Genomic DNA, 25,437 nt, shown 5'->3' on the forward strand with positions numbered 1-25,437 from the left:
ATATATTATTTAAAAGTTAATTGAATACCAACATTATATGTACGTTGTGTCGGGTATTTCATACCGGCACCTCCACCCATTTCAGGATCCCATAGCTTAAATGGAGAAAAGGTCAACAAGTTACTTCCGTTCACATAGATTCTTGCCCATTTGAAACGATAGCCGATTTCGGCATTCCGCAATTTCAGGAACGAAGCATTCCGCAGCCAATAAGAAGAAGACGCCGTATTGTTGTTGTTATTATATTGTGTCAATCGCGGATACCGTGCATTCGGATTCTGATTATCTTTGCTCCAATGATCATCGGAAATCCATTTCAGAACATTATTTTTACTTTGCGTTCCAAATGGTTCGAAACCGCTCATCATAAATGACACGCGCGCTTGTCCCTGAAAGAAGAAAGAGAAATCCCAATTCTTCCATGTAATAGAGGGACCAAATCCGTATATTATCTCCGGAATTGTGGGATATCCTAATACCACTCTGTCATCTGATGTTATTTTTCCATCATAATTACCGCTCGCGTCCGGCTGATCTACATACTTCACATCGCCCGGTGCAATAGCAATATTACCGATAGTCGACTGAGGATTATTCGCAATATCAGCTTCATCAATATACAATCCGTCTGCTACATATCCCCAGATTGAGTTCAGGCTCTTTCCAACCTGCGATAATGCCGGACGAAGTCCTGCCGCTTCATCATACTTCAAAACCTCATTGTGTGCATAGGTAAAAGTTCCTTTCATCTGGATAGAAAAGTTCCGGTTCAACTGTTTTCCATAATCCAAAGCAAGGTCAAATCCTGTATTCTTCACTTTTGCGAAATTACCGTAGATTTTAGTACTGGCAGTTCCCAGATAATTCGGTATGGAATTTTTCTGCTGAAAAATATTATCTCTAATCTCCCTGAATCCGTCGACAGTGATATTTAATGAATTGAAGAGCTGTAAATCGACACCCACATTCAGTTTATTTCCGACTTCCCACGTAAGTTCATTATTCTGGAATCGATTATAAGTAGGTCCTGATAATGAAGTGGTACTACCACCATATCCGGTTGTATAAGACGGGCTTTTAGTCAAATTCACGATTGCCAGATAAGCAAAACGGTCACTGCCGATTTGATCGTTACCTACCAAACCATACGAACCGCGGACTTTAAAATTGGAAATAACCGGTTTTATCGGCTTCCAAAATTTTTCTTCACTGATATTCCATCCCAACGATATGGATGGGAACAGTCCCCAACGATGCCCTTTGGCAAAACTCTCAGAACCATTGTAGCCCGCATTTACTTCAAGCATATACCGATGATCGTAATCATAAGACAAACGTGCCGCCACACCCATTTTACGTTTTGGAAGCGAAGCAATAAGACTGCTGTTTACATTCGTATTGTAATCATCCTGGTTATAAAGCAACATACCACTTACATTGTGCAAGCCGAACGAACGTTCGTAATTCAGGTATCCCTGAATATAAAACCGACGGTCACCGTTGGTACCGAAAAAGGCATCCATCGTATGATTACTCGGTTCTCCGATAGGTGTATTGGTAAAGTCATAGGAACCGTCTTCATTCTGTTTATAATCGGAAAGCTGATAACTATTATATCCTTGCAGACGGAACTTCTGATTATAACTCCAATTCTTAAATGAAACCAAAGCTCTGAAGCTTAATCCCTTCGTTATAAAATCCAGTTTCTGATCCCAGTTTACATTGGCTACTACGGTACTCTCAAACGTATCCTTGTAGCCTACACTTGAAAGAGCTACCGGATTGAGCGGCTGATAATTTCCGGCAAGGATACCTCCCCAATGGTACCATGTGTCAGATCCCTGCGGAAACATAACCGGAAAATCAACAGGATTGGTTCCCATAATAGCACTGAATATATCGCCTACGCCATTACCATCCTTAGTTGTCAAAGGACCATGCATATCATTCAACTGTACATTCAGGTGAAGCGAAATGGTAGAAGACTTAGAGAGATGAAAATCCACGTTGTTCTGGAACGCATATTTCATGTAGTCTATATTATTTTTATAAGAGAAGAAGTCACTGGAACGATCTTTCAACATTCCGGTTTCATGATTCATATTGACATTCATAAAATAAGTAATTTTAGATGTACCTCCACGTACATTAAAATTCGCTTTTTGATTAAATGTCGCATCTTTGAAGACCTCCTTGTACCAGTCCACATTAGGATAAATATAAGGATTCAGATTATGGATCGTACCATTTATTTTTTCATCAGAATAAAGCACAGCCCCTGTTCCCTGATTGGTAACCGCTTCATTGTACAAACGCATATAAGTGGGTCCGTCAACAATTTCCGGTTTCTTAGTCGGAGTATTTACATAGCCTTCTAAACGTACGCCGATGATCGGTCTGTCCAAGTCACTTCCCGATTTTGTTTTAACGATAAGTACACCGTTTGCTCCACGAGTACCATACATCGCCGATGCCGTCGCATCCTTCAATACGGAAAAGCTTTCAATTACTTCAGGATCCAATGAATTCAAGTCCGCTTTGGATACTTCAACTCCATCCAAAATAATTAGAGGAGAAGTCGCTCCGTTCATGGTTGCAACACCACGAATGAAAAAGTCCGCAGAATTCTGTCCCGGTTCTCCACTACGTTGGTAAGCAATCACACCCGACAAGCGTCCGGCAAATGAAGAAGAAAGGTTGGCAGAAGGTACCAGAAGATCCGAAGGACGAACCGACTGAATCGATCCGGTGATAGTCTCCTTTTTCTGTCCCGTACCAAAAGCAGTGACCACCACCTCATCCAGTTGCTGGGCATCTTCCGCAAGAGTGATAGACATTACCTTTTGACTACCGACTTTAACTTTCTTGGTAACATATCCTATATATGAAATCTGTATTTCATTTTTAGGAAATGCCGCTAATTCAAATTTACCATCTACATCGGTAATCACACCTGTGGTAGTACCCAGTAATTGCACTGTTGCACCGATGATAGGTTCACCGGTTTTTGAATCTGTTACTATACCAATGATTTTTGCCTTTTTCTGTTGTGTACTTTCCGTTTTCTCAACTTTAAGAATAACTTCATTCCCTTTAATAACATAACTGATATTACTCCCTTTAAAGACTTCGTTCAAGACGTCATCAATAGAACCTTTACAATCGATACTCTTAAGAGTTGTGTTTTTCAAATCATTAGCGTTATAGAAAAAAGTATATTGACTGCTTTTTTCTATGAGCCGGATGGCTTGAGGAATAGTGAGAGACTGACCTTTAACCACAATCTGTCCTTGCGCAGCAAGTGCAGACAGCGGATAAAGCAACAAAGCCATAACGATGTATTTGAGACACCGCTTCTGACAAGAAAATAAAAACTTGTTCATGCTTCAATTTTTAGATTTAACATTGGGTTAATAAATATTAGTTGTAAATAATAATCTCGTGATTTATTTCTTTTTTCCGAAGATTCAGGCTAAAACAAATTTTATCAATAACGTCTTCCAAAGACTCATCATAGCGGATACTCCCTGTAAAGGCACAATTTTTATTCACTTTATCGCTGATAATGATACGTGAACCATACATTTGGTTTATAATCCTAGTCAAATGTTCCAAATTAAATTGTGTAAAATTATAACGGCCGTTTTGCCACTCTATATTTTCTATTTGCCTTAATTGAGTCCCTGCATCAGCAGGATTATATACCAATTCCTGAAGTGGTTTCATCTCTATTTTATGTTGAGTCGATTCAACATTAAATTCAATGCTTCCATTAAACAAAGTAATTTCATTGGCACTGGGATTGTTCTGCTTTATCAAAAAGCAAGTTCCTTTCACTTCGATAAAGGCTTTATCGATATACACCCTAAATTTTCTACCCATATTTTTGTGAACTTCGAACAAAGAATTACCTTTCAGCCATACATTCCGATGCTTCTTGAAATCTTCGGCAAAACGTATAGAACTTCCCGGCTGCATCCAGACCTTCGAACTATCTGGTAATAAATACATTCTGCTTTTCTGAGCTGTAATTTCAATATATTTATCCATCGGGGTACTACCTTCATTTAAATGCATCCAAAGTCCACCGACAATCAAAACAAGAGCTACAGAAGCAGCAATATACCATAGTTCTAAAGGAACTAATGCTATATCACATAAAAAATAAAGAAGTTATTATTACCAATTAATTTATTAGATATTATACTAAATATCAGAAGTTTAATAGATATAAAAATAAACAACATGTATATTATAGATACCAGTCAAGAAACTTTTACTAAAAAAAAGTTGCTCTTGTCATGTGGTGGTAGATGGGGCTGTTGTGTATTTAGTTTTAGATAACACAAAATAAATCTAAATATAATTATTAAAATGAATAAAAGTAACAAAGAAACTAATCTGATCAAGAAGCTATTGGCAGATCAATTGGACAAGAAGGAACGCAAGAAACTCTATTATTCAAATTTAATAGAAAAACAAATGAGAAAACAATGGAAAGAAAATAAGAATATTCCGGTAGAAAATGAGATTGGAAATAAGATATGGGACAAGATCGAGAACCAATGCATAAAAGTTCACAAAAGAATAGTTCCTTTAGAACTTATCCAATAAATATATGTTGCTATTATTTTATTTATAAAGAGAAAGAACATATTACCCAATTAAGTGCATATAATAGGATAATATAGCCATAATACACCAAGATAAATTAAACAAAAAATGTTATTTTTTAATATTCTTGTAGAAATCGCAGCAATTTAGAACAAAAAGATTACTTTTGCACCTCTAATTACTAAAACAGATGCAAGAAAAAGAAACAGTCAGGAAATTAAAGCATGGCGATCAGGAAGCATTTGCTTTTTTATACAATCATTACTGGAAACAAGTTTATAATTTCACAAGACTCTATTTCACCGCCTCTATGGATATTGAGGAAATTGTGCAGGAAGTATTTGTGAAAGTATGGGAATCTCATCATTTCTTGGATGAAAACAAAAGTTTTGAAGGCTACCTCTTTATCATAACCCGAAACGTGATCTTCAATCATTCACGTAGGTATTACAAAGAGACAGCCCTCAAAATAACAGCTATACAAGCAGTCGAAGAATCTTATGACATGGAGGGAGAGTTGGATGCCGCCGATTTAAAGAAATATATCGATGAACTTGTTATGCAACTCCCCCCCCGCCAACGAGAAGTATTCCGCATGAGCAGGGAACTGCACATGAGCAACAGAGAAATAGCAGAACACTTCTCTATTACTGAAAAAGCAATAGAGCGCCATATCAATCTGGCCCTGAAATTCCTCAAAAAGAACCTCAATTTATTCATGTTGTTTATGGCAGCTTAACATCCAACCAAGATTCTGTCATTGCACCTGCCATCCGCCCCCCAGAGCCTTATACACTTGTACTACAGCGATCAATTCGTCCCTTATCGCATTGCTGAGTCCGATTTGGGCATCGAAATATCCACGCTGGGCATCGAGCACATCAAGGTAGTTCGTCACCCCATTGATATATTGTAATTGTGCCAAGTCTACATAACTCTTAGCCGAACGTTCCAATTTCGCACGAAGGTCGTATACCTCCTTAATCTTATTGAAGTTGACAATCGAATTGCGCGTCTCTTTGAAAGCAGTCAGGACAGCCTTTTCATAGCTGTGCACTTCAGCTTCATAAGCGGCTTTCTTTGCTTTGAGAGCGGCACGATTTTTTCCCCAACCAAAAATAGGCGTAAGTAAAGCACCTTCCATAATGCTATAAGGCGATTTCAACAGTTCGGAGAGAGCGGTACTTTCCGCCCCTACCCTACCGGTAAGTGAAATACGTGGAAACATATTCGTATAAGCCACTCCTACCCGGGCATTGGCAGCAATCAATTTCTGTTCAGCCTGACGAATATCGGGGCGACGTTCCAATAATCCGGAAGGCAACCCGACAGGTAACTCTTGTGGAAAGTTAAACTCCTGCAACAAACGGCTACGGGTAATTTTGTTGGGATATTCACCGGCTAGAAAAGCTATATCGTTTTCTTTCAGAGATATTTTACGTTCCAAATCGGGCACCAGTGTTGCAGTACGTGCCAACTCAACCTGAGACTGACGATAAGAAGTTTCAGATGTCAAACCTCCTTCGAAACGGATGCGGGCAAGACGCATGCCTTCCTCACGTGCTTTCAATGTTTGGCGAACAATATCCAATTCCGTATCGAGAGCTACAAGTTCATAGTATGCCTGCGCTACTTCGGCTATGATAGTCATGCGAAGGGCACGTTGTGCCTCCACAGACTGAAGGTACTCGGCAATGCTGGCGGAACGTGCCCAACGAAGATTTCCCCACAGATCGAGTTCCCAAGAGAAAAGAAGCTGCGCTTCAAAAGTATCGCTACGCTTGAAAGCATCACCACCGTGGTTTTCATTTTCTCTCTCCGCAGTCACGGTACCTCTAATGTCAGGCAACAGATTTGCTGTTGAAATACGTTTTTGCGCAGCCATCTCCTTGACACGGGCAGCAGCTATCAGCATGTCTTTATTGTGTTCCAAGGCCCTGTCTATCAGACTCCGAAGGGTACTGTCAGTGTAAATCTGCCACCATTCCTTATCTCCGAAACTCAAGCTGTCCTGATGTTGCGCCAGACTATCGGGCAGATTCAGTTCCGGACGGACATAACTTTTTCCTATTTTACAGGAACCTAAAATTAATACAACTAATAAAAGAGTAATATATAAATAGCTTCTTTTCATAATTCAATCAGTTTTCTTTTTAGACTTGAACGGTAATTTCACGTTCACATTCGGTACATTTTTTAGTTTTGCCTTTGTCTTATAAACCAGCACAAAGAAGAATGGAACCAGAATAATGCCCACTACAATGGCAAAGATCATTCCGAAAAAGACTCCTGTACCAATAGCGGCACGGCTTGCCGAACCGGGACCGGTTGCCAGCACCATCGGAAGCATACCCAGCACAAAGGCGAGGGAAGTCATCAAGATGGGGCGAAAACGCAATTGGGCGGCATGGATGGCAGACTGTATTAAATCACCTCCACGGTCTACCTGCACTTTGGCAAACTCTACAATCAGGATGGCATTTTTTGCTGCCAACCCGACAAGCATCACCAGTCCGATCTGGAAATATACATCGTTTTCCAATCCGCAAACCCATACTCCCAGATAAGCCCCCAAGGCAGCCACCGGCAAAGAGAGTAACACAGCAATCGGTACCGTCCAACTTTCGTACTGTGCTGCCAGGAAAAGGAATACAAATAGGAACACCAGCGCCAATACCAATCCGGTCTGTCCTCCCGCCTTTTTCTCCTGATAGGAAAGCCCACTCCACTCCAGTCCGATATTATCGGGCAAATGATACCGGGCAATCTGCTCCATAATCTCCATAGCCTGTCCGGAACTATACCCCTGTGCCGCCTCACCGCGGAATACAGCAGTAGTAAACATATTGAAACGTTTAATGCTGCCGGGACCCGTAGTATATGATGCGTTTCCCAAAGAAGTCAGCGGAATCATAGCCCCGTTGGAAGCCTTCACGAAGAACAAGTTAATATTGTCCTTATGTTCCCGATAGGGTGCCTCAGCCTGAATGTATACCTTATAGATACGGTTGAACATATTGAAGTCATTTACATAAACCGAACCGGTATAAGCTTTCATTGTTGAAAAAACATCCGCCAAAGGCACACCTAGCATCTTCACTTTATCACGGTCCACATCGAAATAAAGCTGTGGAATATCCGACTGAAGTGAAGAAGAAAGTCCCGTCAACTCTTTGCGCTGAGAGGCATAATACATCAGCGTATCCGCCGCCTGCACCAAATTTTCGAAAGTAGCCTCGCCACGAGCCTCCAGTTGCATCTCAAAACCACCCGAGGTTCCCAAACCGGGAATAACAGGAGGAGTAGAAAGATAGACTTTACACTCCGGATACTCACTCAGGTCGTGACGGACGTTTGACATAATCTCATCAATTGACGTATCCTTGCGGTCTTCCCATGGCTTCAAGATAACAGTCAATTCACTACGAGCCTGATTGCTACCTACACGGGGACTGCTTCCGGTAACATTCTGTACATAGGCTATATACGGATTCTTTTCCAGATAAGTGATGGCACGATCCGTCACCTCCCGGGTACGTTCCAGCGTAGCACCTTCTGGCAATTCCAACTCTATCTTGAAGTATCCTTGGTCTTCCACCGGAAGGAAACTTGTCGGAATCAGCCGGTGAATCAACAAAATACCAATAAGCACCACTCCGAAACCGGCCAATACACGACGCGGATTACCGATTACCCTACGGATAGCGATTACATATTTATGATTGCCCACGTTCAACCAATGGTTGATTTTACGGAAAACAATGTTCTTCTTTTTGCCATTGTCCGGTTTCAGAATCAGCGAACACATGACCGGACTCAGAGTCAGCGCCACAACAGTCGAAATCAGTACGGATACAGCGATGGTAATAGTAAACTGGCGGTAAAGTTGGCCCGTAATTCCGCTGAGGAAGCTCACCGGCACAAATACGGCACAAAGTACCAGCGAGGTAGCAATCAACGCACCTGCCAATCCATTCATAGCTTTCTTGGTAGCTTCATACGGCGGCAACTTCTCTTCCTCCATAATACGCTCTACATTTTCCACCACTACAATAGCATCATCCACCACAATACCGATGGCAAGAATCAACCCGAGCAATGTCAATATGTTCAGCGAGAAACCGAAAATCAGCATGAAACCAAATGTGCCGATCAGTGAAATAGGAACGGCAACAATCGGAATCAACGTAGCCCGCCAACTCTGCAAAGAAAGATAAACGACGAGTACTACCAGGATCAATGCTTCAAACAAGGTCTTATAAACTTCATGAATAGACTCGGAAATATAAGTCGTCATATCGAACGGAACCTCATAGCTCAGCCCTTCAGGGAAGTTTTTACTGATTTCATCCATCGCCTCTTTTACACTTTTCGCTACTTCCATTGCGTTAGCGCCCGGAAGCATATAAATTCCCAGAACGGCAGCATTCTTACCATTGATGCCACTCTCTGTACTATATGATGAGGCTTCCAGTGAAACTCGTGCCACATCGCGCAGACGAATGATAGAGCCATTTGTATTGGCACGAATCACAATATTTTCGAATTGTTCTACAGTAGAAAGACGTCCCTGCGTAGTGATAGGGATTGTCACATCGAGCCCCTTCACCGGTTGCTGCCCAAGTACACCGGCAGCCGATTCACGATTCTGATCCTTCAAAGCATTCTGCAAATCCTGCACAGTCAGCCCGAAGTTAGCCAATTTATCCGGTTCTGCCCAGATTTGCATGGCATAATAACGGCTACCGATATTCGACACACGTCCTACTCCCGGAATACGGCGGATTACATCAAGTACATTAATCGTCGCAAAATTACTCAAATAGATTTCGTCAAATTTCGGATCGGACGACATCAATGTAAGGGTCATCAACTGGCTGGGCGCCTGCTTTTCAACTGAAATTCCGTTTTGAATAACTTCAGCCGGCAAACGGCTTTCCGCCAGCTTCACCCGGTTCTGAATTTCTACAGCGGCCAAGTCCGGATCGGCAGAAACATCAAAAGTAACCGTTGCCGAGAAGCCTCCGGAATTGGAACTGTTCGACTCCATATAAAGCATACCCGGTGTTCCGTTAATCTCCTGTTCGATGGGAGTTGCTACAGCCTGCGAAACCGTAAGCGCACTGGCTCCCGGATAAGAGGCACTGATCTTCACTACCGGAGGAGTGATCTGCGGATACTGGTCGACAGGCAACATGGTCAGTCCGATGATGCCGATGATGACTATCAGTATCGAGATAACGATCGAGAAAACAGGTCTATCTATAAAAAAACTAACTTTCATATTCAGTAAGGTCTCACCCCGCCCCTCTCCCAACGAGAGGGAGGAAGAGTTTCTTTTAAATTATACGTTTTTATCTATCTCAGGAAAAGGGAGTCACTCAGTCTCTTTATTCTCAGCTGACGGCTGGGGCAAGGTAGCTCTCACTTTCATTCCCGGTGTCAGCTTGTGATACCCTTCCACCACCACTTCTTCACCTGCACCCAGACCTCTCTCCACAACGAGTTTATTACCAAATTCAGGTCCCAACTCAATGAACCGTTTCTCTGCCGTAGAATCTCTGCGCATCACATAAATATATGCTCCGCCTTTCTCGATAGTCACTGCTTTATGCGGTACAACGATGGCTCCTTCACGTACATCCAAGAGCAGCTTTACCTTCGTAAACTGTCCCGGAAGCAATACCTGTTTCGGGTTCGGCATCTCCGCTCTTACCGAAAAAGTACCGGTCTGCGGATCTACCTGAGGTTCGGCAAAATCCACATATCCTTTATAAGGGTATACCGTATTATCCGCTAAGGTAATGGTGATGTTCGGCTGCCAGGAACGGGAAGAGTCCTGCTGACCGATATTAATATTACGTTCTTTGCTCTTCAGGTAATCCAGAGCAGTCATGCTGAAGTCCACCAGCACCGTATCACTCTTCACAACTGTAGCCAAAAGCGATTTTCCACCCGGTCCCACCAGTGTCCCCAAATCCACATTACGTTCGCTGATGTGTCCAGACAACGGCGAACGGACCAATGTATAACCCAACTCCAACTCTGCCTGCGCCAGGTCCGCCTCACTCATGGCAACGGTTGCCACCGCACTTTCATAGGCCGCCTCCGCATTGTCCAGATCTAACTGGCTGGCCGCATTCTGGGCATACAAAGGCTTGATACGCTCCAAATCCCGCTTTGCTTTCAATGCCTGTGCTTCATCTTTTTTCAGTTGTGCCCGTGCTTTATCTGCCTTTGCACGATATTGATCCTGATTGATCACAAAAAGCACCTGATTTTTATTCACATACGTTCCCTCGGCAAAGAGCATACTTTCCAGATACCCCTCCACACGGGCCCGCACTTCCACAAATTGTTGTGCACGTATGCGCCCCACATACTCACCGAAAATCTCTACATTATCCCTTTCTGCGGGCTCTACAATTACAGTCGGCACTTCCGGCTCTACTTTATGTGGTCGTGTCAGAATCCAGTAAATGCCTGCCACCAAAGCCAAACAGACGATGCCTGCAATTGTTCTTTTTCTCCTCAGTTTTAGCTCTTTTCTCGTAAAAAACAGTCTCATGCTTGTTTGTATTATTAAAATTAACTTATCCTTTATTAGCTACTTTACAAATCAGATACCAAATTATACCTGAACCGATCTTTTCAACTAAAAGCGCCTCCATACGTCTTACAAAGGCAATTTTAATGATTTACCGAACTTAGTTGCCATTCGTTAAAAGTGTGGAATTATGCCCATTAGTGTAGAATAATTCCACAAAAGGGCCGCAAAGATAATTCTTTTCTGCATAAGTTCCATAACTTTCACTTTTAATGGCATTCGCTACTTATTTATCAAATAATAGTATAAATTTGTAGTAACATTCATAATAACACTATAATGAAAAAACATTTGTCATTGATATTAGTTCTGTTACCGGTACTTTTTCTGGCACTCCCCGCTCTGGCACAAGAACGTAAAAAAGTCGGAGTGGTACTCAGTGGAGGAGGTGCAAAAGGGGTAGCACATATCCAGGCACTGAAAGTCATAGAAGAAGCCGGCATTCCGATCGATTATATAGTAGGTACCAGTATGGGATCCATTATCGGCGGATTATACTCTATCGGATATACTCCTCAGCAATTGGACAGCATGGTGCGCAAACAGGACTGGATGTTCTTACTGAGCGACCGGGTGAAACGTAGCGCCATGTCACTCAATGAACGTGAAAAGTCAGAAAAATATGTTTTTTCGTTTCCGTTTACCAAAAGTCCCAAAGATGCAGTTTCAGGTGGCATCATAAAAGGACAAAATCTGGCCAATCTTTTTACGGAACTGACAGTGGGATATCACGATTCCGTAGATTTCAACAAACTTCCCATCCCCTTTGCCTGCGTTTCACAAAATATCGTAAATGGCGAACAGATTGTGTTCCACAATGGAATACTTGCCACAGCTATGCGGGCCAGTATGGCTATTCCGGGAGTATTCACCCCGGTACGGAAGGATAGTATGATCCTGATTGACGGCGGCATGATCAACAACTACCCTGTAGATGTGGCCAGATCGATGGGTGCGGATATCATCATCGGGGTAGATGTACAAAACAATCTGAAAGGAATCGACAAACTAAACAGCGCTCCGGACATACTCTCTCAAATCATCGACCTGACAACTAAAAACAACCATCAAAGCAATGTCGGCCTGACCGATACTTATATAAAGGTAAATGTAGAAGGATATTCCTCGGCCAGTTTTACTCCCGCAGCCATCGACTCCCTGATGCACCGGGGAGAAGTAGCAGCCCGCAAGCAATGGGCTTCTCTGCTCGCTCTCAAAAAGAAAATCGGCATTGCAGACACGTTCGTACCCCAATCGCACGGCCCTTATACCATGTTCTCAAAGGACCGGACCCTGCATGTGAAAGAAATCACCTTCTCCGATGTAGAAGAAAACGATAAGAAATGGTTAATGAAGAAATGTAAACTGCAAGAAAACAGCAGAATCAGCATGCGTCAGATTGAGCAGGCACTGTTCATCCTGCGTGGAAACCAGTCTTACTCAAATGCCAGTTATACACTGACCGATACTCCCGAAGGTTACAAACTAAACTTCCTGCTAGAGAAAAAGTACGAGAAAACGATTAATGTAGGCATCCGGTTCGACTCGGAAGAGATAGCTTCATTATTAATAAACGCTACGGCACAGTTAAAGACTCATATTCCCTCCAAAGTCTCCGTCACCGGGCGATTGGGCAAACGATACATGGCACGGGTAGACTATACATTGGAGCCGATGCAACAACGAAACGTCAACTTTTCGTACATGTTCCAATACAATGACATCAACATTTACGATCATGGTGACCGTACCTATAACACTACTTACAAATATCATTCCGGTGAGTTTGGATTTTCGGATGTATGGTATAAAAACTTTCGGTTTGGGTTCGGAGCACGAATCGAGTATTTCAAATACAAAGATTTCCTCTTCAAGAAACCGGAATTTACGATGAATGTCAATTCCGAATATTTCATCAGCTATTTTGCACAATTACGTTACAACACTTTCGACAAAGGGTATTTTCCATCTAAGGGAAGTAACTTCTCCGGAGCTTATTCGCTGTACACAGACAACTTTGCCCGATATAACGGACATGCCCCCTTCTCTACACTCAGTGCTTCCTGGGAAAGTGTATTCTCCATAAGTAACCGCCTGACATTGATCCCGGCACTTTACGGCAGGGTATTGATCGGCCAAGAGATCCCTTATGCTTATGAAAATGCGTTAGGAGGCGATGTATTCGGCCGTTACCTTCCTCAACAACTCCCGTTTGCAGGAATTTACAATATAGAACTAACTCACAATTCCGTTGCCGTGGCTTCCTTGAAACTACGCCAACGCATGGGTAGCAAACATTATATCACGTTGGTCGGAAATTTCGCCTTGAGTGATGACAATTTTTTCAAAATCCTGAAAGGTAACCGGATTTACGGTTGCAGTATCGGATACGGCCTGGACAGTATGTTCGGTCCGTTGGAAGCTTCATTAGGATATTCCAATCAATCCAAAGACGTGGGATTCTACGTAAATTTAGGATTCTCTTTTTAAGAAACTTAACCCGTATCCCGATAGGGTGTAGCCTTATGAAGCAAAGGGTGTAGCCATCCGGACAATAGGGTGTAGCTCTGCCTTGCGGATGGCTACACCCTATTTCGGCCCCTTCCCAGACGACCGGACAACCGGACAGACAGAGCACGGATTTATTTAATTATTTCAAATTTATTACTCAGAACCAAAGAAAGTCATTATCTTTACCGAAAATATTTTCTATATACTCACATAAAACATTTGGAATAATGGCAAAGAGAAGAGAACTTAAAAAAAACGTAAATTATATCGCAGGTGAATTATTTTCGGAGTGTCTGATCAACAGTAAGTTTATACCGGGTACCGACAAAAAGAAAGCTGACGAGTTGATGGTGGAAATTATGAAAATGCAAGATGAATTCATCAGTCGAATCAGTCATACAGAACCGGGTAACGTGAAAGGATTCTACAAAAAATTCCGTTCGGACTTCAATGCAAAGGTAAATGAAATCATCGACGCTATCGCGAAACTGAATTAAGAATGAAGAAAGCAATATATAGCTTTATCTACTATCACCTGTTGGGGTGGAAAACCAATGTAACGGTACCGAACTATGATAAATGTGTAATCTGTGCGGCACCTCATACAACGAATATGGACCTCTTTATCGGTAAACTGTTTTATGGAGCGATAGGCCGTAAAACCAGTTTCATGATGAAAAAAGAGTGGTTTTTCTTTCCTTTAGGAATCTTGTTCAAGGCCGTAGGCGGCATCCCCGTAAATCGAGGACGCAAAAGCTCACTGGTAGAACAAATGGCAGAGGTCTTTGCCAAAAGACCTAAGTTTCATCTTGCAATCACTCCCGAAGGAACCCGTAAACGCAACCCCAACTGGAAAAAAGGATTCTACTACATCGCATTGAAAGCGCAAGTCCCTATCGTGCTGATCGGAATCGATTACAATACGAAAACAGTTACCTCCACCAAAGCAATCATGCCCAGCGGAGACATTGAAAAGGATATGCGTGAAATAAAACTTTATTTCAAAGATTTCAAGGGAAAACATCCCGAGAACTTCTCCATTGGAGACGTTGAATGATTATTCATGAAAATCTCGATTGTACAGACAGATATTATCTGGGAAAATAAACAGGAAAATCTCCGTTTGCTCCGCGAAAAGCTATCACCTCTTCGCGGAACAACGGAGATTGTTGTTTTACCGGAGATGTTTACAACAGGATTCAGCATGAACAGCCGGCTATTAGCCGAACCGGTTTCCGGTTCCACGCTCCGGAGTCTCAAAAATTATGCCATAGAATTTCATTTGTCATTGGCCGGGAGTTTCATTTGTGAAGAACAAGGTTCTTATTATAACCGGGCTTTCCTGATCACTCCCGATGGACAAGAATTTTACTATGACAAACGCCACCTCTTCCGCATGGGACACGAAGCGGAACATTTTTCGGCAGGCAGCCGGAAAGTGATCATTCCCTACAACGGTTGGAACATCTGCCTGCAGGTATGTTACGACCTCCGCTTTCCTGTCTGGAGCAGGAATGTGAACAATGAATATGACCTCCTTATATATGTAGCCAGTTGGCCGACTCCACGTATTCAGGCATGGAATACATTATTATGCGCACGTGCCATTGAAAATCAATGTTATGTATGCGGTGTGAACCGTATAGGACAGGACGGCAACGGGCTCTGTTATCCGGGGTATTCCGCTTTATATGGACCTAAAGGAGAAAACCTGGCAGGAACTCCCGATTCGGAAGAAAAAATACAAACCATTGAACTTAGCCTGGAAGCCCTCACTACTTTTCGTCATAAATTCCCTTGCTGGAAAGATGCAGACCCCTTTCTCCTTTACTAAATATCCAAGCCTAAATTTCCGTATTTACTAAAAATATCTCTTGAATTATAGTATATAAATGCAAAAAAGTATCTAATTTTGCCAGACAATCAATTTATTGTACCAAAAAACAAACCCTAATTTAACTCATAACACGAATGTTAACCCAATTAATTAATGCACGTATACTCACCCCCCAAGGATGGATGAAAGACGGTTCCGTGCTTATCAGAGACAATAAGATTTTAGAAGTCACAAACTGCGATCTGGCCGTTATCGGAGCTGAACTTATTGACGTCAAAGGTATGTATGTAGTCCCCGGTGGAGTAGAAATCCACGTGCATGGTGGTGGAGGCCGCGACTTTATGGAATGTACGGAAGATGCTTTCCGGGCAGCGGTCCATACTCACATGAAACATGGCACAACAAGTATCTTCCCCACACTGTCATCATCTACAGTCCCCATGATTCAACAAGCTGCAGAAACCTGTACCAAGTTGATGGAAGAGAAAAACAGCCCTATCCTGGGACTGCACCTCGAAGGTCATTACCTGAACATGAAAATGGCAGGAGGACAAATTCCGGAAAACATTAAAAATCCTGATCCGAATGAATACATTCCGATCGTAGAACAGTATCATTGCATCAAGCGTTGGGATGCTGCTCCGGAACTTCCGGGAGCCATGCAATTCGGTAAATATATTGCTGCCAAAGGCATACTGCCTTCCGTAGCACATACACAAGCCGAATTTGAAGATATCCGTACAGCTTATGAAGCCGGATACACTCATGCAACCCACTTCTATAATGCAATGCCCGGCTTCCACAAACGCAGAGAGTACAAGTACGAAGGTACAGTCGAAAGCATTTATCTGTTGGATGACATGACAGTAGAAGTAGTAGCCGACGGTATTCATGTCCCCCCTACGATCCTGAGACTCGTATATAAAATAAAAGGTGTGGAAAGAACCTGTCTGATCACCGATGCCCTTGCATGTGCCGATAGTGATAGCAAAGAGGCTTTCGACCCGCGCGTAATTATCGAAGACGGAGTCTGCAAACTGGCCGACCATTCTGCTTTGGCGGGAAGTGTCGCCACCATGGACCGCCTGATCCGCACCGTTGTGCAGAAAGCAGAGATCCCACTGGAAGATGCAGTTCGCATGGCTTCCGAAACTCCGGCACGCATCATGGGGGTATATGATCGCAAAGGTTCCTTGCAAAAAGGTAAGGATGCCGATATTCTGGTACTGGACGAAGACCTCAACGTAAGAGCCGTATGGGCCATGGGTAAGTTGGTACCTGAAACAAATACTCTGTTTTAAACGATAAACGTTTTTGAGCGATAACGATTAACAGGCTGTGCCGGTGCAGCCCGTTAATCGTTTATTATTTATCGCCTGTTACTTATCGCTCATTGTTCAAAACCGTTCATCGTTTATCTCCCATCATTTATCGTTCCCTCCTCCCTATTTATAGGTAAAAAAAGATTTTAATTTAATTTCCCTGTCAACCTTATCGCATAGTTGATTGTTTTTATATATATTTGTTCAGAGTTTCCAATAACGACAAAGACTCAGTCAAACTTAATTAATAACAAACTTATGAAGACAAATCTTAGTTCTCAGATTACTCTCAACAGGGTCTCCCCCAGGTATTACAGACCAGAGAATGCATTCGAGAGATCGGTATTGACCCGATTAGAGAAAATTCCTACAGACATCTATGAATCTGTAGAAGAAGGTGCAAATCATATCGCTTGCGAAATAGCACAGGTTATTCGTGATAAACAGAAAGCAGGACGTTTCTGCGTACTGGCATTGCCGGGTGGAAATTCTCCGCGCAGCGTATATGCCGAATTAATTCGCATGCACAAAGAAGAGGGACTCAGTTTCCGTAACGTAATTGTATTCAACATGTACGAATACTATCCGTTGTCTCAAGATGCAATCAACAGTAATTTCAATGCGTTGAAAGAGATGTTCCTCGATCATGTAGATATCGATAAACAGAATATCTTTACTCCGGACGGTACGATTGCCAAAGATACCATCTTTGAATACTGCCGCCTGTACGAACAGCGCATCGAAAGCTTCGGCGGTATCGATATCGCTCTGCTAGGCATCGGCCGTGTAGGTAATATAGCCTTCAACGAACCGGGGTCACGCCTGAACTCCACCACCCGACTGATTTTGCTGGATAGCGGTTCACGCAACGAAGCATCCAAGATATTCGGCACCATCGACAACACTCCTATCAGTTCTATTACGATGGGTGTAGCCACAATTCTTGCTGCTAAGAAAATCTATTTGTTGGCATGGGGTGAAGAAAAAGCCCACATGGTGAAAGAGTGTGTAGAAGGTAACGTAACAGATACCATTCCGGCATCTTACTTACAGACCCACAACAATGCACATGTAGCTATCGACCTGTCAGCAGCTTCCAACCTGACACGCATTCAACGTCCATGGCTGGTCACTTCCTGCGAATGGAATGACAAACTGATCCGTAGCGCAATCGTGTGGCTGTGCCAATTGACCGGCAAACCAATCCTGAAACTGACTAATAAAGATTACAACGAAAATGGCTTGAGCGAGCTGCTTGCCCTCTTCGGATCTGCTTATAACGTAAATATCAAGATATTCAACGACCTGCAGCACACCATTACCGGATGGCCGGGTGGTAAACCGAAAGCAGACGACACATATCGTCCGGAACGTGCAAAACCATATCCGAAACGAGTAGTCGTATTTTCTCCGCATCCCGATGACGATGTGATTTCTATGGGTGGTACGATCCGCCGTCTGGTAGAACAGAAACATGAAGTCCATGTAGCTTACCAAACTTCAGGAAACATTGCCGTAGGCGATGAAGAAGTAGTTCGCTTCATGCATTTCATCAACGGATTCAACCAAATCTTTATAAACAGTGAAGATCAGGTGATCAGTGAAAAGTACGCCGAAATTCGTAAATTCCTGAAAGACAAAAAAGACGGCGATATGGATACACGCGATATCCTGACCATCAAAGGTCTGATCCGCCGTGGCGAAGCGCGCACAGCTTGTACTTACAACAACATTCCGCTGGAACGTTGTCACTTCCTGGACCTCCCCTTCTACGAAACCGGTAAAATCCAGAAGAATCCGATCAGTGAAGCCGACGTAGAAATTGTCCGCAACCTGCTCCGTGAAGTGAAGCCTCATCAGATCTTTGTAGCCGGTGACCTTGCCGACCCGCACGGAACACACCGTGTATGTACAGATGCCGTATTTGCTGCCGTAGACCTTGAAAAGGAAGAAGGAGCCGAATGGTTGAAAGACTGCCGTATCTGGATGTATCGTGGCGCATGGGCCGAATGGGAAATTGAAAACATCGAAATGGCTGTACCTATCAGTCCTGAAGAATTGCGTGCAAAACGTAACTCTATCCTGAAGCATCAGTCACAGATGGAAAGTGCTCCATTCCTGGGCAACGACGAACGCTTGTTCTGGCAGCGTAGCGAGGATCGTAACCGAGGTACTGCCGCTCTTTACGACAGCTTGGGACTGGCTTCTTACGAAGCAATGGAAGCATTCGTAGAATACATCCCACTATAACCAAAGCCAATTAGTGAAATAAAAATAAAGAAGAGTGAGGAGTTTGGAACTCTTCACTCTTCTTTTGTTTAAACAGAAAAGATACAAATTATATATGAAACAAGAAAAATTCTTCCGTCTTCTTCCTATAGAGGGAGCTTATAATATTCGTGATCTGGGAGGTTATCCGACATCAGACCATAAACATGTAAAATGGAAAACATTCATCCGTTCGGGCGATCTTGATAAACTGACAGAATCCGATCTGGACTATCTTACCTCCTTGCACATCCGAACCGACATCGACTTCAGGAGCATGCAGGAAAAAAAAGCAGCGGCAGACAAAATTCCCTCAACAGTTACACAATATATCCCCTTATCTATCGAAGCAGGCGACATGACCGACATGACACACTTCAACCTGAACAATATACCGGGAATACTCGAACAGGCATACGTTTATATCATCCAAAATGCTCAGGATACTTATCGGGAATTCTTCCGGATTGTTTCGGAAGAACGGAATACTCCTCTTTTATTTCACTGCTCAGCGGGAAAAGACCGTACCGGAATTGCCGCAGCCTTACTACTGGGAGCATTGGGTGTCGACAGGGAAGTGATAATGGAAGATTACATGCTGTCTGCCGAATATATAAAAGGGAAATATGATGCAATCGTACAAGCTCATCCCGGATTTGCCCCTCTCACCACAGTACGGAAAGAATATCTGGAAGCTGCTTTCCAAACCATTGACACTGACTATCAAGGTATGGATAACTACCTGAAAAATCAATTGGGAGTAGATACCCACAGATTGAGAATGCTGTATACCGAATAAATGGACAGTTAGCAACTTCCTCAGCCAATGACTTATCGGCAATTGCCGGTTTTTCATTTATTTCTTCTACTTTTGCACCCGATAATCATTCAACCGAGCATATGAAAAAACTATGTATATTTCTCCTGCTGCTCTTTGCTGCGACAGGAATCTTGTTTGCACAAGAAATAGAAAAAAGCGTGAAAGAGCGGCTCAGTAATTACTTTGAGACTTACACCCCGGCATCTGCCAATACCGGAAGCTGTAAGTTAAAAAGCGTAGACATAGACTTCGAAGGCAGGAAACTATCTATCTATGCTTCCGAGAGTTTTGCTTATCAGCCGTTTGTACCGGAAACAGTAGACGAAATCTATCATCAGATAGAAGAATTGCTGCCCGGCCCGGTACGTTTTTTCCGAACTACAATTTATGCCAACAACCAACCTATCGAGGAGTTGATTCCCAATTTCTTTCGCGGGAAAAAGAAAAAAGATAAATCGCGGCTTTCAAACGCAGAATATAAAGGAGCACCTTGGGTGATAAACACCTCCCGCCCTTACGAAATAACCAAAGGATTGCAGAACCGGCACATCTCCTTGTGGCAAAGCCATGGCAAATATTACAAGAACGATAAAGGCGAATGGGGATGGCAACGTCCACGCTTGTTCTGCACTACCGAGGACCTGTTCACGCAATCTTTCATTCTGCCTTATGTCATCCCTATGCTCGAAAACGCCGGAGCTAATGTCTATACCCCCCGGGAGCGGGATACTCAAAAGAATGAGGTGATTGTGGACAACGATACACGAAACGGTTCCATCTATCTGGAGATGAAAAGCCGCAAAGCCCGTTGGGAGAAAACCGGCGGTTACGGATTCGCACAAAGAAAACCTGTATATGAAGATGGAGAAAACCCTTTCCTGACAGGTAGCGCACGCTTCACCCGGACTGAAAAGAAAAAGAATAAGGCATTTGCCGAATGGATTCCTACAATCCCCGAAACAGGGAGTTACGCAGTATATGTATCCTATCAGACACTTCCAAACAGCGTCAGTGACGCCAAATATCTGGTATTTCACAAAGGTGGTGTTACAGAATTTAAAGTCAACCAGAGGATCGGCGGTGGTACATGGGTATATCTCGGAACCTTTGAGTTTGACAAAGGCAGCAATGATTATGGCATGGTGGTACTAAGCAATGAGAGCAGCGAAAACGGGGTTATCTGTGCCGATGCCGTTCGTTTCGGCGGAGGAATGGGAAATATATCCCGTGGCACAGTAAGCGGACTACCCCGTTATCTGGAGGGAGCCCGTTATTCTGCCCAATGGGCAGGTATGCCCTATGATGTCTACGGAGGCAAACAAGGAACAAATGACTATGCTGACGACATCAATGCACGCTCCAACACCATCAATTACCTGTCCGGTGGTTCTGTATTCAATCCCGGACAAAAAGGACTGGGTGTCCCCTTTGAAATGAACGTGGCGCTGCATAGTGATGCCGGATACAGTAAAACGAACGATATAGTGGGATCACTCAGTATCTATACCACCGATTTCAATAACGGACTGCTTAACTCGGGAAACAGCCGGTATGCTTCACGTGACCTGGCAGATCTCCTGCTCACCCAAATACAAAAAGACATTCGTGCCAAATTCAATATACAGTGGACACGCCGTAGTATGTGGGATCGCAATTATAGCGAAACACGCCTGCCTGCCACTCCATCCACTATCGTCGAATTGCTTTCACACCAAAATTTCGCAGATATGAAACTCGGTCACGACCCGAATTTCAAATTTACCGTAGGACGTGCCATTTACAAAGCCGTATTACAGTTCATCAGCAGTCAGCACAACAAGGAGTATGTAGTGCAACCACTCCCCGTCAGCAACTTCGCCATCGAGTTTGGCAAAAAAAGAAACACCCTGGAACTCTCATGGCAGGGTGAAAACGATCCGTTGGAGCCTACCGCCCGTCCCCGCGAATACATGGTATACACTCGTATCGGATACGGTGGTTTCGACAATGGAGTACGTGTGAATAAACCTTCGTACACCCTGAAAATAGAACCCGGATTGGTCTATTCATTTAAGGTTACAGCTGTCAACCACGGAGGCGAAAGTTTTCCATCCGAAATCTTATCTGCCTATAAAGCCAAACAAGAACATGCACGAGTGCTGATCATCAATGGTTTTAACCGATTGAGCGGACCGACAGTAATCGACACACCGGACGAAGCCGGATTTGACTTGGAACAAGACCCTGGTGTCGCTTATCAATACAATATTTCACTTTGCGGGGCACAGACCGGCTTTGATCGCTCTCAGGCGGGAAAAGAAGGAAAAGGAAGTCTGGGCTATAGCGGAAACGAACTGGAAGGAATGAAAATTGCCGGAAACACTTTCGACTATCCTTTTGTACACGGCAAGGCAATCCAAGCTGCCGGAAACTACAGTTTCGTATCATGCAGCGATGAAGCTGTCGAAAACGGGCGTATACAACCGGAACATTATCCCATTGTGGATTTTATCCTGGGACTGGAAAAAGATGATATTTTAAGCAATCCGGCACGCAAAACGTATTATAAGACATTCTCTTCACCCATGCAACGGATATTAACCGCTTACTGTCAGTCAGGAGGAAACCTTCTCGTCAGCGGGTCTTACATTGGCAGCGACATGAGTAATTCACAGGGTAACCGGGAGTTTACGGAAAAAATTCTGAAATACGGCTTCCAAGGTTCACTCAAAGATACCCGTTCGAGACAGATCACCGGATTGGGACGCACCCTGCAAATCCCCCGTTTGCCCAACGAGAAGGCTTATGCAGTAACAGCTCCTGATTGTATCGTTCCCGTAGACTCCGCGTTTCCGGTATTTGTCTATCAACCCGGACAATACAGTGCCGGAATCGCTTATAAAGGAAATTACCGGGTATTCGCAATGGGATTTCCATTCGAAAGCATCGAAAGCGAAACAGACCGTGCCATAGTAATGGCGGCAATACTAAAATTCTTCGGAGAAAAATAAATATCCCAATCCACTTTGCCGAAACCTGATGGGTGATGTCAGTCTTTTGTCTGCAAGAAACAAGTTTCTTGCAGACAAAAGACTACATGGATAACTCTTCCAAGCAAAACATCCATAGGGAAAAACACCTTGTGTTTTCTTTCACTCACCGATACATTTTGAACATCATTTTCGGCAGCCCCCCTCGGCTCTACGGTCATACCTGACACTCTTAAAGCTTATACTGACATAATGTCTGCTATCCAAACAAGACATATTTAACATTAACTGCCATAATGTCTGCCATCCTCTTATTCTTCTTATTCGGTTGCCCCTCTAATCCGGCTGTTTTCGTTCTATAATATTTTTCTAATTTCATAATAGAGTCTTCTAATCTGATTATTTGTGCCCGGATAATCATTTGTAGCGTACTACATGAACCAATTTTATATAATTATGAAAGCAAAAATGTTTTTTTTAGTAGTAGCCATGCTACTTTGCAGAGGTGTATCCTATGCATACAGCCCTTCGGCGAACGATCCGATTTCAAAGTCGGGAGGAATTGAGCAAGATATTCCACCTCCCCATATTCCACCGCCTCCGTTGCCGAGTCAGATATTTCTTCATGTCGGTGAAATTTCCGAAACTCCATATCCCATGATCGGGGCAATGGTATGGGAATGTGATAATCCACCGGTAGGTATAGAACAAGAAGAATCATATATCTTTGGAACTATGATTATCCTGCGTATAAAAGGAGTTGCAGCGGGAAGATATCAAGTGGATATGAAATGGTACAATCCGCTCAATCCGGGCCAGCCTCCATTAGGAAGACAAACCATTGAGGTCATCGTTCAGCCGTGGCCTTAACAAGTGACAAATAAATTGTCATAGAACTCCCTCCGCGATGCGCACCTGCATCCGGAGGGAAAATAAAGACAAATACAAACCGGACATAAACGACCATTTAAAAGCTATTCGGGAGAAAACTAAAAAACAGAGATAAGGAAGAGAAACCATTGGAAATATATATTCATCAAAAAAAAATCCCTGCCACTTACTCCATTCTTCATTTTAAATTCTATCTTTGCTCCTAGTAATAACTATTAAAATAAAAACACTATGTACACAATACAGGCAAATCCAAGTGGCACACGCAGCATGGAAATATCTGAAGAGAATTTGGTAACCATTGAAAAATACTCTTTATTCCAGCATCTGATAGACAGCAATGGAATTGTAGATGAAGCTGTTCTGGAAAAGCTGAAACTCAATATACGTTCTCTGATCGCAAGTCAGGAAGAAGACAGTAAAGACCTGCTCGACCTTTGTATAGATGTGATTTATCACAACAATATGAAAGCATTCGGGTTGCAGCAACTCATCAAGCTCTATCTCACCTGGTTGTCAAAGCAGGAAGCAGAAGAAGAGGAGGAGGCATGATTACCGTCGATACCTGTGGAATGACGAACTATAGCCCGTTGATTCCGGCCATAAAAGCGATGTGTAATGCCAATCCCGGTGACAAGATGGAGATTGTAACGGATCAGGTGGCTGCATTTCAGGATCTTAAGGAATATTTATCAGAACAAGGTATTGGATTCCGTGAAATATATGATGGAGAACGGATGACTTTACAGTTTACTATTTTATGAGCGAAATACAAAATCAAATTAAAAAATGGCCGGTAACGGCAATCAAAAAAATCAAAAGTACATTCGGTAGCGCAGAAAAGTTCTACGCTACCGTTTATCTTATAGCCCGCAACGAACATCATTGCCAGATGATGGGAGTGGCCGGAGCGGAACAACGCTTGAAGACGATTCATGCCTATCAGGGTATGATTCGCTTTATGCTCGATGAAGAAGGACTCAATGGTAAGGAAATCCTGGACACAATAGCCGGAGAGTATCTGGAAGACTTTGTGAACTATCGCGAACAAGACTTCGGAATGACCAATGAAGAATTTATTGCCATTATCAAAAGAATAGGTTGAACGCATGGATATATTCCTGATTATTCTGGGTAGTATCTGCCTGCTTGTCGGATTAGCCGGATGTATCGTCCCTATGCTTCCCGGGCCTCCTGTCTCCTATCTGGCACTGGTATTTCTGCATTTCACCGATAAGGTTTCTTTTACCATTCCACAACTATTCTTCTGGTTGTTCATTGTGGTACTGATACAAATACTCGACTATTTCATTCCGATGTTCGGTGTAAAAAGACTCGGAGGTACCCCATGGGGTAAATGGGGTTGCATCATCGGTACCTTTGCCGGCATTTTTCTGTTCGCCCCCTGGGGCGTATTTATCGGCCCGTTTGTGGGCGCAGTTGTAGGCGAATTATTGGGTGGAAAAGAAACGAAATACGCGCTGAAAGCAGGATTCGGAGCATTTGCAGGGTTCCTGTTGGGCACCGTACTGAAGGTAGCCGTATGCGGTTGGTTCATCTTCTGCTTTATCCGTGCCCTCGTATAGCGAAATTATCCG

General features: G+C 43.2%; 20 protein-coding genes. 15 read left to right on the forward strand and 5 right to left on the reverse strand.

Annotated elements, in window-relative coordinates; translation table 11 throughout:
• Positions 1 to 5: 5 nt before the first annotated feature.
• On the reverse strand, positions 6 to 3,383 hold the full coding sequence (locus BSHG_RS03905; RefSeq protein WP_008660944.1) for a TonB-dependent receptor: 3,378 nt from the start codon (positions 3,381 to 3,383) through the stop codon (positions 6 to 8).
• 37 nt (positions 3,384 to 3,420) lie between these two features.
• Positions 3,421 to 4,050 carry a FecR family protein gene (locus BSHG_RS03900; protein ID WP_045899291.1) on the reverse strand — a complete coding sequence of 210 codons (630 nt, stop codon included), beginning with the start codon at positions 4,048 to 4,050 and terminating at the stop codon, positions 3,421 to 3,423.
• Between the two features lie 324 nt (positions 4,051 to 4,374).
• On the opposite strand from BSHG_RS03900, the gene BSHG_RS03895 reads away from it, so the two are divergent.
• Complete coding sequence (locus tag BSHG_RS03895) at positions 4,375 to 4,614, forward strand: hypothetical protein (protein ID WP_005788921.1); 240 nt, start codon at positions 4,375 to 4,377, stop codon at positions 4,612 to 4,614.
• 190 nt (positions 4,615 to 4,804) lie between these two features.
• Positions 4,805 to 5,353 (forward strand): RNA polymerase sigma-70 factor, encoded by a 549-nt coding sequence (locus tag BSHG_RS03890; RefSeq protein ID WP_005788923.1) that lies wholly within the window; start codon positions 4,805 to 4,807, stop codon positions 5,351 to 5,353.
• A gap of 18 nt (positions 5,354 to 5,371) precedes the next feature.
• Here the strand turns inward: BSHG_RS03890 and BSHG_RS03885 are convergent, their stop codons facing one another.
• From BSHG_RS03885 to BSHG_RS03875, 3 genes are all read right to left on the reverse strand, one after another.
• On the reverse strand, positions 5,372 to 6,748 hold the full coding sequence (locus BSHG_RS03885; RefSeq protein ID WP_008660946.1) for an efflux transporter outer membrane subunit: 1,377 nt from the start codon (positions 6,746 to 6,748) through the stop codon (positions 5,372 to 5,374).
• Between the two features lie 3 nt (positions 6,749 to 6,751).
• Positions 6,752 to 9,898, reverse strand: a complete 3,147-nt coding sequence (locus BSHG_RS03880) for an efflux RND transporter permease subunit (RefSeq protein WP_008769702.1) — start codon at positions 9,896 to 9,898, stop codon at positions 6,752 to 6,754.
• Between the two features lie 93 nt (positions 9,899 to 9,991).
• Complete coding sequence (locus tag BSHG_RS03875) at positions 9,992 to 11,182, reverse strand: efflux RND transporter periplasmic adaptor subunit (RefSeq protein WP_005788929.1); 1,191 nt, start codon at positions 11,180 to 11,182, stop codon at positions 9,992 to 9,994.
• Positions 11,183 to 11,500: 318 nt separating this feature from the next.
• On the opposite strand from BSHG_RS03875, the gene BSHG_RS03870 reads away from it, so the two are divergent.
• The 13 genes from BSHG_RS03870 (at position 11,501) to BSHG_RS03810 (ending at position 25,425) form a co-directional block, all read left to right on the forward strand.
• On the forward strand, positions 11,501 to 13,711 hold the full coding sequence (locus BSHG_RS03870; RefSeq protein WP_008660947.1) for a patatin-like phospholipase family protein: 2,211 nt from the start codon (positions 11,501 to 11,503) through the stop codon (positions 13,709 to 13,711).
• Positions 13,712 to 13,959: 248 nt separating this feature from the next.
• Positions 13,960 to 14,229 (forward strand): hypothetical protein, encoded by a 270-nt coding sequence (locus tag BSHG_RS03865; RefSeq protein WP_005788933.1) that lies wholly within the window; start codon positions 13,960 to 13,962, stop codon positions 14,227 to 14,229.
• A 2-nt stretch (positions 14,230 to 14,231) separates the two neighbouring features.
• Entirely contained in the window at positions 14,232 to 14,789 is a 558-nt protein-coding gene (locus BSHG_RS03860; protein ID WP_005788935.1) for a 1-acyl-sn-glycerol-3-phosphate acyltransferase, read from the forward strand.
• A gap of 6 nt (positions 14,790 to 14,795) precedes the next feature.
• Positions 14,796 to 15,566 (forward strand): amidohydrolase, encoded by a 771-nt coding sequence (locus tag BSHG_RS03855; protein WP_008660954.1) that lies wholly within the window; start codon positions 14,796 to 14,798, stop codon positions 15,564 to 15,566.
• A gap of 137 nt (positions 15,567 to 15,703) precedes the next feature.
• Positions 15,704 to 16,870 carry an N-acetylglucosamine-6-phosphate deacetylase gene (gene nagA / locus BSHG_RS03850; RefSeq protein WP_005788940.1) on the forward strand — a complete coding sequence of 389 codons (1,167 nt, stop codon included), beginning with the start codon at positions 15,704 to 15,706 and terminating at the stop codon, positions 16,868 to 16,870.
• 279 nt (positions 16,871 to 17,149) lie between these two features.
• Positions 17,150 to 19,141 (forward strand): glucosamine-6-phosphate deaminase, encoded by a 1,992-nt coding sequence (locus BSHG_RS03845; RefSeq protein WP_005788942.1) that lies wholly within the window; start codon positions 17,150 to 17,152, stop codon positions 19,139 to 19,141.
• A gap of 94 nt (positions 19,142 to 19,235) precedes the next feature.
• Positions 19,236 to 19,958, forward strand: a complete 723-nt coding sequence (locus BSHG_RS03840) for a tyrosine-protein phosphatase (RefSeq protein WP_011203150.1) — start codon at positions 19,236 to 19,238, stop codon at positions 19,956 to 19,958.
• Between the two features lie 101 nt (positions 19,959 to 20,059).
• Positions 20,060 to 22,969: an N-acetylmuramoyl-L-alanine amidase gene (locus BSHG_RS03835; protein ID WP_008660962.1), complete on the forward strand. Its 2,910-nt coding sequence runs from the start codon at positions 20,060 to 20,062 to the stop codon at positions 22,967 to 22,969.
• Between the two features lie 447 nt (positions 22,970 to 23,416).
• Entirely contained in the window at positions 23,417 to 23,818 is a 402-nt protein-coding gene (locus BSHG_RS03830; RefSeq protein ID WP_005788950.1) for a hypothetical protein, read from the forward strand.
• Positions 23,819 to 24,070: 252 nt separating this feature from the next.
• Complete coding sequence (locus BSHG_RS03825) at positions 24,071 to 24,391, forward strand: hypothetical protein (RefSeq protein ID WP_005798707.1); 321 nt, start codon at positions 24,071 to 24,073, stop codon at positions 24,389 to 24,391.
• Positions 24,388 to 24,603, forward strand: coding sequence for a sulfurtransferase TusA family protein (locus BSHG_RS03820; protein ID WP_005788955.1), 216 nt, complete (start codon positions 24,388 to 24,390; stop codon positions 24,601 to 24,603). Before BSHG_RS03825 ends, BSHG_RS03820 begins: the two co-directional genes overlap by 4 nt.
• On the forward strand, positions 24,600 to 24,944 hold the full coding sequence (locus BSHG_RS03815) for a hypothetical protein (protein ID WP_005788957.1): 345 nt from the start codon (positions 24,600 to 24,602) through the stop codon (positions 24,942 to 24,944). The genes BSHG_RS03820 and BSHG_RS03815 overlap by 4 nt, the downstream gene beginning before the upstream one ends.
• Before the next feature lie 4 nt (positions 24,945 to 24,948).
• On the forward strand, positions 24,949 to 25,425 hold the full coding sequence (locus BSHG_RS03810) for a DUF456 domain-containing protein (protein WP_005788959.1): 477 nt from the start codon (positions 24,949 to 24,951) through the stop codon (positions 25,423 to 25,425).
• The last annotated feature ends 12 nt before the right edge of the window (positions 25,426 to 25,437 follow it).

It is taken from the genome of Bacteroides sp. 3_2_5, from assembly GCF_000159855.2.
Taxonomy (GTDB): Bacteria; Bacteroidota; Bacteroidia; order Bacteroidales; family Bacteroidaceae; genus Bacteroides; species Bacteroides fragilis.